Here is a 13,257-nt window from a genome sequence, read left to right on the forward strand (position 1 = left end):
GCCTCGGAAGGGATGGCGCGGAATCGGAGCAAAACATGTCAGACGAACGTTCCATGCACTCCACGACCATCGTCACCGTGCGCAAGGGTGGCAAGGTGGTGATCGCCGGCGACGGCCAGGTCAGCCTTGGCCAGACCATCATGAAGGGCAATGCGCGCAAGGTGCGCCGCATCGGCAAGGGTGGCAGCGTGATCGCCGGTTTCGCCGGCGCGACGGCCGATGCCTTCACGCTTCTGGAGCGGCTGGAAGCCAAGCTCGAGCAATATCCCGACCAGTTGATGCGCGCGAGCGTCGAGCTCGCCAAGGACTGGCGCACCGACCGTTATCTGCGCCGGCTGGAAGCGATGATGCTGGTGGCGGACAAGAATGTGTCTCTGGCACTGACCGGCAATGGCGATGTGCTGGAGCCGGAACAGGGCGTGATGGCGATCGGTTCGGGCGGCAACTATGCGCTGGCCGCCGCGCGCGCCCTGATCGACACCGACAAGGACGCCGAGGAGATCGCCCGCAAGGCCATGCAGATCGCGGCCGATATCTGCGTCTATACCAACCACAATTTCGTCGTCGAGACGCTGGACGCCGCCTGATCGTGAATTCCCCGAAGGCGCCCAGCTACGGCTTTCGTCCACTGACGCATGAGGACATGCCGTTACTGGCGCGCTGGCTCGTCATGCCGCATGTCGCGGCATGGTGGGGCGCCAAGGCAACAGAGATGGAAGGCATCGCCGGGACGATCGACAGCGTCGACACCGAACCTTTCATTATCGAGCTGGACGGCAAACCGATTGGCTTCATCCAGAGCTACGACCCTCACCTCGACGAGGACGAAAACCCGTTCCAGGATCAGCCGACCGGTACGCTCGGCATCGATCAGTTCATCGGCGAACCCGACCTGATCGGTAAAGGTCACGGCACCCGGCTGATCACGGAATTCGTGGAGATGCTGTTCGAAGAGGGCGCGCCGCGCGTTATCCTGGATCCGGACCCAGCGAATGAGGTTGCGGTCAGGGTTTATGAAAAAGTCGGTTTCCGCCCGGTCCGTCGCTTCAAGACCGCCACAGGCGAAGCGTTGCTGATGGCGATCGACAATCCAGACGACACGGACGGCGAATGACCGCTGCCGGCGCCAGCGATCTGCCGTTGCATCAGCGACTGGCCTGGCCGGCCGGTCTGGTGATCGTGGTGTCGCTGGTCGCCATCCAGGCATTGACACTCTACTTTCAGGGTCATCCGGCGATCTGCACCTGCGGCACTGTCAAGCTGTGGCATGGCGTGGTGATGAGCTCGGAGAATTCCCAGCACATCACCGACTGGTACACGCCCTCGCACGTCATCCATGGCTTCCTGTTCTATGCGCTGGCGAAATTCCTGTTTCCGCGCTCGTCGATCTGGGTAAGGCTTGCCCTCGCGCTGGTGATCGAGGGTGGCTGGGAGATCTTGGAAAACAGCCCGATCATCATCGACCGCTACCGCGCTGGCACGATCTCGCTCGACTATTATGGCGATTCCATCATCAATTCGGTGTCGGACACACTGGCCATGATGGTAGGCTTTGCGGCCGCCCGCTATTTTCCCGTGTGGCTGGTCGTGACCTTCGCCATTCTGTTCGAGCTCGGCACCGGCTATATGATCCGCGACAATCTCACGCTCAACGTCCTGATGCTGGTCTACCCGCTCGAGGTCGTCAAAGCCTGGCAAGGTGCCGCATGATGACGGGATGTCAGTCGTGATCAGCCAGGAAACACTCGACAGCGCGGTTACCCAGGGCGTGATCACGGTGCAGCAGCGCGACCGGCTTTATGCGCTGGAGCGCAGCGGCTCCTTCAATGCGGAAGACGCAGCGGAGTCGGCCGAGGAGAACCTGCGGCTGATCGGCGGCGGAAACGATCTTTTCGTCACTGTCGGCACGATCCTGCTGACGGTCGGTTTCTATTTCGTGCTCAACACGCTGTTGCCCGGCCAGCGACTTTGGATCGCGGCGCTCGTTGCCGTGTTTTCCTGGGGGCTCGCCGAAGTGGTGACCCGCCAGCACCGCATGAAACTGTCGTCGACGGTGCTCAGCCTGTTTTTCGTCATTTCCTTCACCGTCGCGCTCGGGCTGGAAATCTTCGCGCGCTATCCGATCCAGAAACCGGAATCGATCTGGCAGCTGCTGGCGCTTCGCCAGCAGGCCTCGGGCGCCGGCTATCTCTTTCTCGGCGGCATCATGGCGGCAGTCGCGCTCTATTTCTGGCGCTTCAGGGTGCCCATCCTTGCAGGCGTTTTTGCGATCGCCGCAACGCTTCTCGCCTTCCTTCAGACCGCGCTCCTGCTTTACGACGGCGTGACCACCGGGATGGTTGCGCCGCCAAGGCTGGAAGACATGCCGGAGCTGATGCGGGCCGCGCTCTACATGCCGCTCATCTGCGGTCTGATCGTTTTCGGCACAGCTGTCGCGCTCGACGTGTATGACCGCGAACGGCGCAAGATCTGGTCCGATTGCGCGTTCTGGCTTCATGTCGTGTCGGCCCCGATGCTGGTGCACCCGCTCTTCATCATGGCCACGGGTCAGGATGTCGTGATGGGCCGCATCGAACCCGACGCGAACGCCACGGTCATGCTGGCCATCCTCATCATCGCCTTCGTCTATGTGGCGCTTGCCATCGATCGTCGTTCGCTGCTGGTGCCGACGCTTGCCTATTTCGGGTCGCTCGGTATCTACTATCTGGTCAATTCAACGGCCAACAGCACCGGAATTCCACCCTTTGCCTTGATCCTGCTGGTGGTCGGCGCGCTGATCATAACCTTCGGCGCCGGCTGGCAGCATATCAGGCGCTTGATCGTACGCCCGACGCTCCCCACATCCGTGCTCGAAAAACTCCCTCCCATCAAACAAGCGTAGACGTGTAATTTCATGAGCAATTTCTCTCCCCGCGAAATCGTTTCCGAACTCGACCGTTTCATCATCGGCCAGAAAGATGCCAAGCGCGCCGTGGCGATCGCGCTGCGCAACCGCTGGCGCCGCCAGCAGCTGGAAGGCCAGATGCGCGAAGAGGTGATGCCGAAGAACATCCTGATGATCGGGCCGACCGGCGTCGGCAAGACCGAGATCTCGCGCCGCTTGGCCAAGCTGGCAGGCGCGCCCTTCGTCAAGGTCGAGGCAACCAAATTCACCGAGGTCGGCTATGTCGGCCGCGACGTCGAACAGATCGTACGCGATCTGGTTGAGGTCGGCATCGGCCTGGTGCGTGAAAAGATGCGCGAAGACGTCAAGGCGCGCGCCCATGTGAACGCCGAAGAGCGCGTGCTGGAGGCCTTGGTTGGCAAGACTGCGTCGCCGGCGACACGCGAAAGCTTCAAGAAGAAGCTGCGCGACGGCGAACTGGACGACAAGGAGATCGAGATCGAGGTGACCGATACTGGCACCGGCGGCATGCCCGGCTTCGAGATCCCCGGCATGCCGGGCGGCGTCGGCGTGCTGAACATCAACGACATGCTGTCGAAGGCCATGGGTGGCAAGCGCACCAAGATGCGCAAGACCACGGTCAAGGAAAGCTACGACCTTTTGATCCAGGACGAGTCCGACAAGCTGCTCGACCAGGACGAAGTGGTGCGCCGCGCCATGGAAGCGGCCGAGAATGACGGCATTGTCTTCCTCGACGAGATCGACAAGATCGCGGCGCGCTCCGACGTTTCGGGCGGCCCTTCGCGCGAAGGCGTGCAGCGCGACCTGCTGCCGCTGGTCGAAGGCACGACGGTGGCGACCAAATATGGACCGGTGAAGACCGACCATATCCTGTTCATCGCCTCCGGCGCCTTCCACGTCTCCAAACCGTCCGACCTTCTGCCGGAGTTGCAGGGCCGCCTGCCGATCCGCGTCGAATTGCGGGCGCTGGAGAAGGAAGACTTCGTGCGCATCCTGACCGAGACCGAAGCCAGCCTGATCAAGCAGTATATCGCGCTGATGAAGACGGAAGGCGTCGACCTGGACTTCACCGACGATGCCATCGATTCGCTGGCCGGCATCGCCGTCGACCTCAACGCGACGGTGGAGAACATCGGTGCGCGGCGCCTGCAGACGGTGATGGAACGCGTGCTGGACGAGATTTCCTACGATGCGCCGGACCGCAACGGCAGCAAGGTGACGATCGACGCCGACTATGTGAAGAAGCATGTCGGAGACCTGTCGAAGAACACCGACCTGTCGCGCTTCATCCTGTAATCTCGGTCTTTGTGACAAGAGGTTGCCTGGCAGCGCCATACATCAGGATTCCAGATGACGCTCACCACGCCGCCTCTTGTTACCGTTGTGGACTGTGCCGCTGCCGCCGATGGTGGTTCGCTGTGGGTTCAGCTCTCGATCGGCGACCAGATAAGGAACTACACTCTCAACCGATCGATCGCATCGCGCGGCACCGCTCAATATGGCCAAGTCAGCTCGGAGCACGGCCCGCTTTCGAAACAAGAACTGCGTGACTTGCTGCTGGTGCTCGACGTCCCCCAACAGGGCATGTGCGCCGGGCTCGTTGAAGAATTCGTGCAGTTCCTGAAGAACTCGGCGCTCGACTAGATCTCACCATCCCGGTGTGGCCAAATGGAAGCAGGCCTACGCCTTTCGCCGCAATCGGGCACGAAAGGCTCGACTCGCCCTCCCGCTTTTCCTAGAGCAAATCCAGCGCGAGGTCTGTTCCGGACCTTTGCGGGTTCTTGGATAGCACGATTTCGAGCGGCCGCTGATGACGAAACTGGTCTCTTTCCTTCTCGCTTCGGCGCTGGCCGCAGGGACACTGGTTGCAGCACATGCAGCCACCCTGGTGCCGCCGGGAAACCGCAATGCCGAACAGCCACCCGTCCCCGGCGCCTCCACCAAGCGCACCAAGGCAACCAACACCTCCTTCGATGCCAAATACCGCAAGGTCTATGCGCTTCTGCAGAACGACGCCGAACTGCGTGGCAAGATCAAGAAAGCCGCAGCAGCCTACGGTGTCGATCCCATGCACATCGTCGGCGCGCTTGTCGGCGAGCACACCTACAATGTCGGCGCCTATGACCGCTTGCAGACCTATTACGTCAAGGCGATGTCCTACCTCTCCTCGAAGCTGACCTTCGCCTACAAGGGCGAGGATGTCTCCGAATTCATTCGGCGTCCGGAATTCGCGAAATGCGCCAATGAGACCGGCAGCAACGACATCTGGGAATGCCGCGAGCAGGTGTGGAACCGCTCCTTCCGAGGCAAGACGGTGGGCGGCAAAAGCTTCCCCAACGACCGCTTCGGCGCAACCTTCTTCCAGCCTTATTATGCCGGCCAGACCTTTGGGCTCGGCCAGCTCAACCCGCTGACAGCGCTGCAGATGAGCGACATGGTCAACAAGGTCTCGGGCTTCCCCAAGCTCGATGTCGACGATCCCAACGAGATCTACAAGACGATCATGGACCCGGACATGACGCTGCCCTACGTCGCCGCGATCGTGAAGACATCCATCCAGGCCTATCGCAACATCGCGGGCTTCGACATCTCGCAGAATCCAGGCCTTACCGCCACGCTCTACAATGTCGGCAATCCGGAAGCCCGCGCTTCTCAGTTGAAGGCCGAGAACGACCGCCGCCGCGCCGCCGGCGAACCGGAGAAGCTGCCGGAAGAGAACTATTACGGCTGGCTGGTCAACGACAAGCTGGCCGAACTGAAGGCGCTGTTCTAGCTTCGACCAGCCTGCCCCAGGGTTGGTCGAAGCTGCGTTCGCACCAAGAACACATGCTTGTATTCGGATCGCATCCGGCATGCCTTGGTGCTTGACGGCCTGAGAGAATGTGGAATAAATATTTCATACAGAGTCTTTCTGGCCTTTTCATTCCGAATCCGGTGCGACCTCGACCGGCGCGCCTAGCAAAGGGGTTGTCATGACAGTGCGTTTTGGTCTCCTCGGCGCCGGCCGCATCGGCAAGGTTCACGCGCAGGCGGTCGGCTCGAACCCGCAGGCCAAGCTGGTCGCCGTGGCCGATGCCTTCGAGAAGGCGGCCAAGGAACTGGCAAAGAGCTATGGCGCCGAAGTCCGGTCCATCGAAGCGATCGAGAAGGCTGCGGACATCGATGCGGTGATCATCTGCACGCCCACCGACACCCATGCCGACCTGATCGAGCGCTTCGCCAAGGCCGGCAAGGCGATCTTCTGCGAGAAGCCGATCGATCTCGACGTCAAGCGCGTGGAGAAATGCCTGGCCGTGGTCGACAAGACCAAGACGGCGCTGATGGTGGGCTTCAACCGACGCTTCGATCCGCATTTTGCAGCGGTGCGCAAGGCGATCGACGACGGTGCCATCGGCAAGGTCGAGCAGGTGGTGATCACCTCGCGCGACCCGGGCGCGCCGCCGGTCGACTATATCAAGCGTTCGGGCGGCATCTTCCGCGACATGACCATCCATGATTTCGACATGGCGCGTTTCCTGCTCGGCGAGGAGCCTGTGGCGGTATCGGCGCACGCGTCGGTGCTGGTCGACAAGAAGATCGGCGAGGCCGGCGATTTCGATTCCGTCAGCGTCATCCTCGAAACGGCGTCGGGCAAACAGGCCGTCATCTCCAATTCGCGCCGCGCCACCTATGGCTATGACCAGCGTATCGAAGTGCATGGTTCGAAAGGCATGGTCGCAGCCGAAAACCAGCGCCCGGTCTCGATCGAAGTGGCCAGCGAGAAGGGGTATGTCCGTCCGCCGCTGCACGACTTCTTCATGACCCGCTACATCGACGCCTATGCCAACGAGATCGCGACCTTCATCGAGGCGACGACGACTGGCAAGAAGGCGTCACCCAGCGGCAAAGACGGACTGATCGCGCTGAAAATCGCCGATGCGGCGCTCAAATCCGCCAAGCAGGGCAAGACGATCCGTCTCGACAAATAGTCAAAAACGGGAGGTCGGGATGACCACTCTCAGTACACGCAACGGCGCGACGCGCGCGCTGATCACCGGCGGCGCGCAGGGCGTCGGACTGGCCGTCGCACGGCAACTCGTAGACGAAGGCTGCAAAGCATTGGTTCTGCTCGGACGTTCCGAAGCTAAAGGCCGATCCGCCGTTGCGGAGCTGGAAAAGAAGGGCGCGGAAGCGATCTTCATCAGCGCAGACCTTGCCGACCCGGACGCCTGTCTCGCCGCCGTCGAAGCCGGCGTGACGCGCTTCGGCAGCCTGAATGCGCTGGTCAACGCCGCCGCCTCGGCGGCGCGCGGCTCGCTGGTCGAAACCACGCCCGCCATGTTCGACGAGATGTTCGCCATCAACGTGCGCGGCCCGTTCTTCCTGATGCAGGGCCTGGTCAAGCATCTCTTGGAAACCGGGCAGGCGGGCTCGATCGTCAATGTGCTTTCAGTGAACGTGCATGGCGGCCAGTCGTTCCTGTCCTCCTATTCGGCCAGCAAGGGCGCCCTGGCGACGCTGACCAAGAATGTCGCCAACGCCTATCGCCGCAACCGCATCCGCAGCAACGCCGTGCTGCCGGGCTGGATGGACACGCCGGGCGAGGCCGATACGCAGGCGAGGTTCCACGGCGCCGGAGCCGATTGGCTGGCCAAGGCCGAAGCCGCCGCGCCGATGGGACAGCTCGTGAAGACGCATGAGATGGCGGGTCTCATCACCTACATGCTGTCGCCCCAATCCGGCGTGATGACCGGCGCGCTGGTGGATTACGACCAGAATGTGCCTGGCATCATCGGCGAATAGTATGCCTTGAACACAGAAAGCGCCGTCAGTTGGCAGCCGAAGCGATTTTGGTTGGTGTTCTGGGGCGTGACAAACGCAATGACTTCGGCTATTAGCCTCCCCATGATCCACCTGACCGCCTCGTTTTGGTACTTTAGCTACGGTAGCTCGCTGGCGGCGGGAGGATTGCGCTCGATCTGAAGATTGCAGCATAAAAATCCGAACAGCCGCCAGACCTGGCGGCTTTTTTGTTTCAGCCGGCAGGTCTCCCAACCAGGAGCAGAAAGCCGTGTTGACCACCACAGACGACCTTCGGGTCAAGGAACTCAAGGAACTAAGCACACCTGAACAGGTGATGCAGGAGATACCGCGCACGCTGACGGCGACCCGCACGGTCGCTGCGTCGCGCAACGCGATCCACGCCATGTTGACCGGTACCGACGACCGGCTGCTGGTCGTGGTGGGTCCCTGTTCGATCCATGATCCGGCCGCAGCCATAGACTACGCCAATCGTCTGGCGGCACTGCGCGATAGTCTGTCCGACCGGCTCGAGATCGTCATGCGGGTCTATTTCGAGAAGCCCCGCACCACGGTCGGCTGGAAAGGCCTGATCAACGATCCCGATCTCGACGGCAGCTTCAACATCGACAAGGGGCTGAGGCTGGCGCGCAACGTGCTCGCCGCAGTCAACAATCTCGGCCTGCCGGCTGCGACCGAATTCCTCGACATGACGACCCCGCAATACATCGCCGATCTCGTCGCCTGGGGTGCGATCGGCGCGCGCACGACCGAGAGCCAGATCCATCGCGAGCTGGCATCCGGCCTGTCGTGCCCGGTCGGCTTCAAGAATGGCACCGACGGCAATGTCCGCATTGCAGCCGATGCCGTGAAATCCGCCGCGCACCCGCATCATTTCATGGCAGTCACCAAGGGCGGGCGCAGCGCGATCGCAGCCACCACCGGCAATGAGGACTGCCACGTCATCCTGCGTGGCGGGCTTGCGCCCAATTACGATGCCGCAAGCGTCGAGGCGGCCAGCGCCGAACTCACCCGCGTCGGCATCGCGCCACGGCTGATGATCGATGTCAGCCATGCCAACAGCAGCAAGAAGCCGGAGAACCAGCCGATGGTCGCGGCCGACGTGGCGGGACAGGTCGCGGCGGGCGACGAGCGCATCATCGGCCTCATGATCGAAAGCAACCTCGTTGCCGGCCGGCAGGATGTCGTGCCCGGCAAGCCGCTGGTTTACGGCCAGAGCATCACCGACGGCTGCATCGACTGGGCAACGACGGAGACCGTGCTCAAGGGGCTCGCCGATGCCGTCGAGCAGCGCCGGGCGGCACGCAATGCGATGATCGCCAAGCGGCCGGGCGCGGCGTAAGCGCGGGACACCGGTTGGGCGGCAGAAGACGTCTGCCGCCCAATGACATCATCGCACGTCGACCCAGCGCTTTTCCTCGAACGAGCGCGCCATAGCATGCACAGTGCGCTCGATCTCCAACCCCTCGTCGAACTCGATCAGGTTTGCCGATTCACCCCGGATGCGGCGGATCAGTTCGCGGCATTCGATCGTCTTGAGATCATTGAAGCCCAGCCCATGACCCGGCGCCGGGATGAAACGGTCATAAGGCTTGTGCACCGGTGCCGCCAGGATGGTACGGTAGCCCTGCTCGGTGGCGCGGTCGGAGGTGACATAGAGCTGGAATTCGTTGAAGCGCTCCTGGTCGAACAGGATCGAGCCCTTCGATCCGAAGATCTGCACCGCAATGCGGCCCTTGCGGCCCCAGGCGGAGCGATTGACCAGCAGCGCGCCTGAAACGCCATTGTCGAGGTGGATCAGGGAACTCGCGACATCATATGTCTCGACGGCACGACGCCCGCCACCAGCGACGGCGCGGTCGGCATAAGGCCTGGCCATGTCGCACATCACGCTGGCGACGCGACCGAACAGCGCCTTGACCAGCGACAGCGGATGCACGGCGAAATCGTCCAATGCGCCATAGCCGGAAGCCGCCTCATGCTTCCAGCCGAACGGCGTTTCGGGGTCGGCCATGAAGTCTTCGTCCATCTCGACACGCAGATGGTTGACTGCGCCGATCGCGCCTTCATCCAGCAGCGTCCTGATGTGCCGGATCGCCGGGCTCTGGATATAGTTGTAGCCGAGCACCGCTGCCTTGCCGGAACGACCCGCCGCCGCCAGCATTGCCTCTGCATCGACGAAGGACGGTGCCATCGGCTTTTCGCACCACACATGTTTGCCGGCTTCGAGTGCGGCGATAGCCATTTCCGGATGGAACTGGTTCGGCGTGGTGACTGAAATGATATCGACGGCCGGATCTTCGATCACAGCGCGCCAGTCGCCGGAAGCCTTCTCGAAACCGAACTCGCCGGCACGCTGCCTGGCCAGCCCGGCATTGGCCTCGGCGAGATGGACGAGCCGAACCGGTTCGACGTCGCTGAAAACGGTGCGTACGGACGTCCAGGCCAGGGCATGGCATTTGCCCATGAAACCCGTACCAATCAGGCCGACACCGATCATGCGCGATCTCCTCTGAGCGCAAGGCATTCATTGCATTTGCACTTTTTAGTCCATTTTTTCCATGTTTGGAACATACGATCTATTTTCTGTGACAGCCCTTGCTGAGACTGCTAAGCTCTTGCGATCAGGGACGGAACAGGGGATTCTCCGGCTCATGAACCCTCGCCTGCCGCAAGATTACGAATCGCTTCGCAACCTCGTCCTGGAACGGCGCGCCGCACTGCCGAAACGTATCGCGCAGATCGCGGCCTATGCGCTCGACAATCCCGACGAGATCGCCTTCGGCACGGCGGCGAGTATCGCGGCTTCCGCCGGCGTGCAGCCTTCCACGCTCATCCGCTTCGCGCAGTTCCTTGGTTTCGACGGCTTCACCAGCCTGCAATCGGTCTTCCGCGAGCGGCTGCGCGAGCGCACCGTATCCTATGAAGATCGGCTGAAAACGCTGCGTGGAAGCGGCACCACACAGAACCGCGCCATCCTCGACGGCTTCGTGGAGGTCTCGACACGGTCGCTGGAAGCGGTATCGCGCTCACTCGACGACAGTCTTCTTGATCGCGCGGTGGATATCCTGGCAAAGGCCGAGACCATCTATCTCGTCGCGCGCCGTCGTTCCTATCCGATCACCTCCTACATGGCCTACGCGCTCGGCAAGCTGAAGATCCGCTACACGCTGGTCGAATCCGCTGCCGGCCTCGACCCGGAAGTCATGTCCTTCGCCACGCCGAACGATGCCGTGGTGGCGATCAGTTTCTCGCCCTATGCCACGCAGACCGTGGACTATGCCCGCATGCTGGCCGACCAAGGCGTGCCGGTGGTGGCCATCACCGACAGCGCCTTTTCGCCGCTCGCCCAGTCGGCCAGGGTCTGGTTCGAAGTGGCCGAGGCCGATTGTGCCGGCTTCCGCTCCCTGTCGGCCACAATGGCGCTGGCGATGACGCTGGCCGTGGCGACGGCGGAGCGCCGCAGCGGAGCCTGATTCCGGCAAAACAACTCGGGAATTTCCATTCCATATTGACTATGCAATGGAATTAACATTTCATAACGCGGAGTGACGACGGCGTCTTGCGACGCCAGGAGCCTTCATTTCAGGGAGGAAAGCATGGCGAGCCCTCGCGGCGCCGACAAGGCGCTCGACGTCATCACTATCGGCCGCGCCTCGGTGGATCTCTACGGTCAGCAGATCGGTTCCCGACTGGAAGACATCACGTCCTTCGCCAAATCCGTCGGCGGCTGCCCGGCCAATATCGCCGTGGGCACCGCGCGGCTTGGCCTGAAGTCGGCGCTGTTGACGCGCGTCGGCGACGAGCAGATGGGCCGCTTCATCCGCGAACAGCTGGTCCGCGAAAAAGTCAATGTCGACGGCCTTCGCACCGATCCCGAACGGCTTACAGCTCTGGTGCTGCTCTCTGTCGAGGACGAAGGCGTCTCGCCGATGATCTTCTACCGTTCCGACTGCGCCGACATGGCGCTGTCGGAGGACGATGTCGACGAGGCTTTCGTGACTTCGGCAAGGGCGATCGTGGTCACCGGCACGCATTTCTCCCGACCCAACAGCGACGCCGCCCAGCGCAAGGCGATCCGCATCGCCAAGGCGCATGGCGGCAAGGTGGTGTTCGACATCGACTACCGCCCGAACCTGTGGGGCCTCGCAGGCCATGCCGAGGGGTTCGGCCGCTACGTCAAATCCGATCGCGTCTCGGCGCAGTTGAAGACGGTGCTGCCGGATTGCGACCTGATCGTCGGCACCGAAGAGGAGGTGCTGATCGCATCCGGCGAAAGCGATTTGCTGACCGCACTCAAGACTATCCGTTCGCTGTCTGCCGCCACCATCGTGCTCAAGCGCGGAGCCAAGGGCTGCATCGTCTATGACGGACCGATCAGCGACGATCTCGAGGATGGCGTCGTCGGCGACGGCTTCCCGATCGAAATCTACAATGTGCTCGGCGCCGGCGATGCCTTCATGTCCGGCTTCCTGCGTGGCTGGCTGGGCGGCGAGGATTTCGCCACCGCCGCTACCTGGGCCAATGCCTGCGGGGCGTTCGCGGTGTCGCGGCTGCTCTGCGCGCCCGAATATCCGACCTATGCGGAACTGCAGTTCTTCCTGAAGAACGGTTCGAAACATCTGGCGTTGCGCAAGGACGAGGCGATCAATCATGTCCACTGGGCGACCACGCGTCGCCGCGACATCCCGCTTCTGATGGCGCTGGCCTGCGATCATCGCCTGCAACTGGAGGATATCGCAGCCAAGGCCGGTGCGGATGTTTCACGCATCAACGCCTTCAAGGTGCTGGCGGTGAAGGCGGCGGCCAAGGTCGCCGCAGGCCGCCCCGGCTACGGCATGCTGCTCGACGAAAAATATGGCCGCGAGGCGATGTTCGAGTTCGCACATCATTCTTTCGCCTGGCTCGGCCGTCCGGTCGAACGGCCCGGCTCCCGGCCGCTGCGCTTCGAGTTCAGCCAGGACATCGGTTCACAGCTCGTCGACTGGCCTGTCGACCACTGCATCAAATGTCTGTGTTTCTATCACCCCGACGACCCCGAAGCCCTGAAGAAAGAGCAGCAGGAAAAGCTGCGCACCCTGTTCGAAGCTGCACGGAAGGTCGGTCGTGAGCTGCTGATCGAGATCATCGCCAGCAAGCATGGCAGGATCGATGACACCACGGTGCAGCGCGCGTTGCAGGAACTCTATGCACTCGGCATCAAACCCGACTGGTGGAAACTGGAACCCCAGGCTTCCGCAAACGCCTGGGCGAAGATCGAAGAGACCATCGTCAGCAACGACCCGTTCTGCCGGGGTGTCGTGCTGCTGGGTCTCGAGGCGCCGCTGAATGAGCTGGAAGCTGCCTTCGCTGCGACCGCCGACGTAGCAATCGTCAAGGGTTTTGCCGTCGGCCGCACCATCTTCGCCCATGCCGCCGGACAATGGCTCGCCGGGAAAATGAGCGACGAGGAAGCCGTGGACGACATGGCGCGGCGTTTCGAGGAATTGACCAGGGCCTGGCTTGCCGCGCGTGGCCGCAAGGCGGCATAAGACCGGTCGGAGGAGACGCAT

At 62.2% G+C, this 13,257-nt stretch carries 13 protein-coding genes; 12 read left to right on the forward strand and 1 reads right to left on the reverse strand.

Features of this window, described 5'->3' with window-relative positions; all coding sequences use genetic code 11:
• The first annotated feature begins 35 nt into the window (after positions 1-35).
• From hslV to ACFWXH_RS15560, 10 genes are all read left to right on the forward strand, one after another.
• Positions 36-587, forward strand: coding sequence for an ATP-dependent protease subunit HslV (gene hslV / locus ACFWXH_RS15515; RefSeq protein ID WP_054312621.1), 552 nt, complete (start codon positions 36-38; stop codon positions 585-587).
• A 2-nt stretch (positions 588-589) separates the two neighbouring features.
• Entirely contained in the window at positions 590-1,114 is a 525-nt protein-coding gene (locus tag ACFWXH_RS15520) for a GNAT family N-acetyltransferase (protein WP_280138660.1), read from the forward strand.
• Positions 1,111-1,710, forward strand: coding sequence for a DUF2585 domain-containing protein (locus tag ACFWXH_RS15525; RefSeq protein ID WP_379121655.1), 600 nt, complete (start codon positions 1,111-1,113; stop codon positions 1,708-1,710). The genes ACFWXH_RS15520 and ACFWXH_RS15525 overlap by 4 nt, the downstream gene beginning before the upstream one ends.
• A gap of 7 nt (positions 1,711-1,717) precedes the next feature.
• Positions 1,718-2,881 (forward strand): hypothetical protein, encoded by a 1,164-nt coding sequence (locus ACFWXH_RS15530; RefSeq protein ID WP_379121657.1) that lies wholly within the window; start codon positions 1,718-1,720, stop codon positions 2,879-2,881.
• Positions 2,882-2,893: 12 nt separating this feature from the next.
• Entirely contained in the window at positions 2,894-4,201 is a 1,308-nt protein-coding gene (hslU, locus tag ACFWXH_RS15535; protein ID WP_379121658.1) for an ATP-dependent protease ATPase subunit HslU, read from the forward strand.
• Positions 4,202-4,255: 54 nt separating this feature from the next.
• Entirely contained in the window at positions 4,256-4,549 is a 294-nt protein-coding gene (locus ACFWXH_RS15540) for a hypothetical protein (protein ID WP_379121660.1), read from the forward strand.
• 166 nt (positions 4,550-4,715) lie between these two features.
• Complete coding sequence (locus tag ACFWXH_RS15545; RefSeq protein WP_379121662.1) at positions 4,716-5,678, forward strand: DUF1402 family protein; 963 nt, start codon at positions 4,716-4,718, stop codon at positions 5,676-5,678.
• A 199-nt stretch (positions 5,679-5,877) separates the two neighbouring features.
• Positions 5,878-6,873 carry an inositol 2-dehydrogenase gene (gene iolG / locus ACFWXH_RS15550; protein ID WP_379121664.1) on the forward strand — a complete coding sequence of 332 codons (996 nt, stop codon included), beginning with the start codon at positions 5,878-5,880 and terminating at the stop codon, positions 6,871-6,873.
• 19 nt (positions 6,874-6,892) lie between these two features.
• Positions 6,893-7,687 (forward strand): SDR family oxidoreductase, encoded by a 795-nt coding sequence (locus ACFWXH_RS15555; protein WP_379121666.1) that lies wholly within the window; start codon positions 6,893-6,895, stop codon positions 7,685-7,687.
• A 268-nt stretch (positions 7,688-7,955) separates the two neighbouring features.
• Positions 7,956-9,047: a 3-deoxy-7-phosphoheptulonate synthase gene (locus ACFWXH_RS15560; protein ID WP_054312628.1), complete on the forward strand. Its 1,092-nt coding sequence runs from the start codon at positions 7,956-7,958 to the stop codon at positions 9,045-9,047.
• Between the two features lie 48 nt (positions 9,048-9,095).
• On the opposite strand, the gene ACFWXH_RS15565 is transcribed toward ACFWXH_RS15560, so the two are convergent.
• The gene (locus ACFWXH_RS15565; RefSeq protein WP_379121668.1) at positions 9,096-10,205 is read right to left on the reverse strand and encodes a Gfo/Idh/MocA family protein; all 1,110 of its coding nucleotides are present in this window, start codon (positions 10,203-10,205) and stop codon (positions 9,096-9,098) included.
• A 154-nt stretch (positions 10,206-10,359) separates the two neighbouring features.
• On the opposite strand from ACFWXH_RS15565, the gene ACFWXH_RS15570 reads away from it, so the two are divergent.
• Positions 10,360-11,181 carry a MurR/RpiR family transcriptional regulator gene (locus ACFWXH_RS15570; RefSeq protein ID WP_379121670.1) on the forward strand — a complete coding sequence of 274 codons (822 nt, stop codon included), beginning with the start codon at positions 10,360-10,362 and terminating at the stop codon, positions 11,179-11,181.
• A 123-nt stretch (positions 11,182-11,304) separates the two neighbouring features.
• On the forward strand, positions 11,305-13,236 hold the full coding sequence (gene iolC, locus ACFWXH_RS15575; protein WP_379121672.1) for a 5-dehydro-2-deoxygluconokinase: 1,932 nt from the start codon (positions 11,305-11,307) through the stop codon (positions 13,234-13,236).
• Positions 13,237-13,257 lie beyond the last annotated feature (21 nt).

This window comes from Mesorhizobium sp. NPDC059054 (genome assembly GCF_042739215.1).
Lineage (GTDB): Bacteria > Pseudomonadota > Alphaproteobacteria > Rhizobiales > Rhizobiaceae > Mesorhizobium.

Coding starts and splice junctions, on each gene's coding strand:
- ACFWXH_RS15545 (WP_379121662.1), top strand. CDS start 4,716: ATGACGAAACTGGTCTCTTTCCTTCTCGCTTCGGCGCTGGCCGCAGGG.
- ACFWXH_RS15570 (WP_379121670.1), top strand. CDS start 10,360: ATGAACCCTCGCCTGCCGCAAGATTACGAATCGCTTCGCAACCTCGTC.
- hslV (WP_054312621.1), top strand. CDS start 36: ATGTCAGACGAACGTTCCATGCACTCCACGACCATCGTCACCGTGCGC.
- ACFWXH_RS15565 (WP_379121668.1), bottom strand. CDS start 10,205: ATGATCGGTGTCGGCCTGATTGGTACGGGTTTCATGGGCAAATGCCAT.
- iolC (WP_379121672.1), top strand. CDS start 11,305: ATGGCGAGCCCTCGCGGCGCCGACAAGGCGCTCGACGTCATCACTATC.
- hslU (WP_379121658.1), top strand. CDS start 2,894: ATGAGCAATTTCTCTCCCCGCGAAATCGTTTCCGAACTCGACCGTTTC.
- ACFWXH_RS15555 (WP_379121666.1), top strand. CDS start 6,893: ATGACCACTCTCAGTACACGCAACGGCGCGACGCGCGCGCTGATCACC.
- ACFWXH_RS15525 (WP_379121655.1), top strand. CDS start 1,111: ATGACCGCTGCCGGCGCCAGCGATCTGCCGTTGCATCAGCGACTGGCC.
- ACFWXH_RS15540 (WP_379121660.1), top strand. CDS start 4,256: ATGACGCTCACCACGCCGCCTCTTGTTACCGTTGTGGACTGTGCCGCT.
- ACFWXH_RS15530 (WP_379121657.1), top strand. CDS start 1,718: ATGTCAGTCGTGATCAGCCAGGAAACACTCGACAGCGCGGTTACCCAG.
- iolG (WP_379121664.1), top strand. CDS start 5,878: ATGACAGTGCGTTTTGGTCTCCTCGGCGCCGGCCGCATCGGCAAGGTT.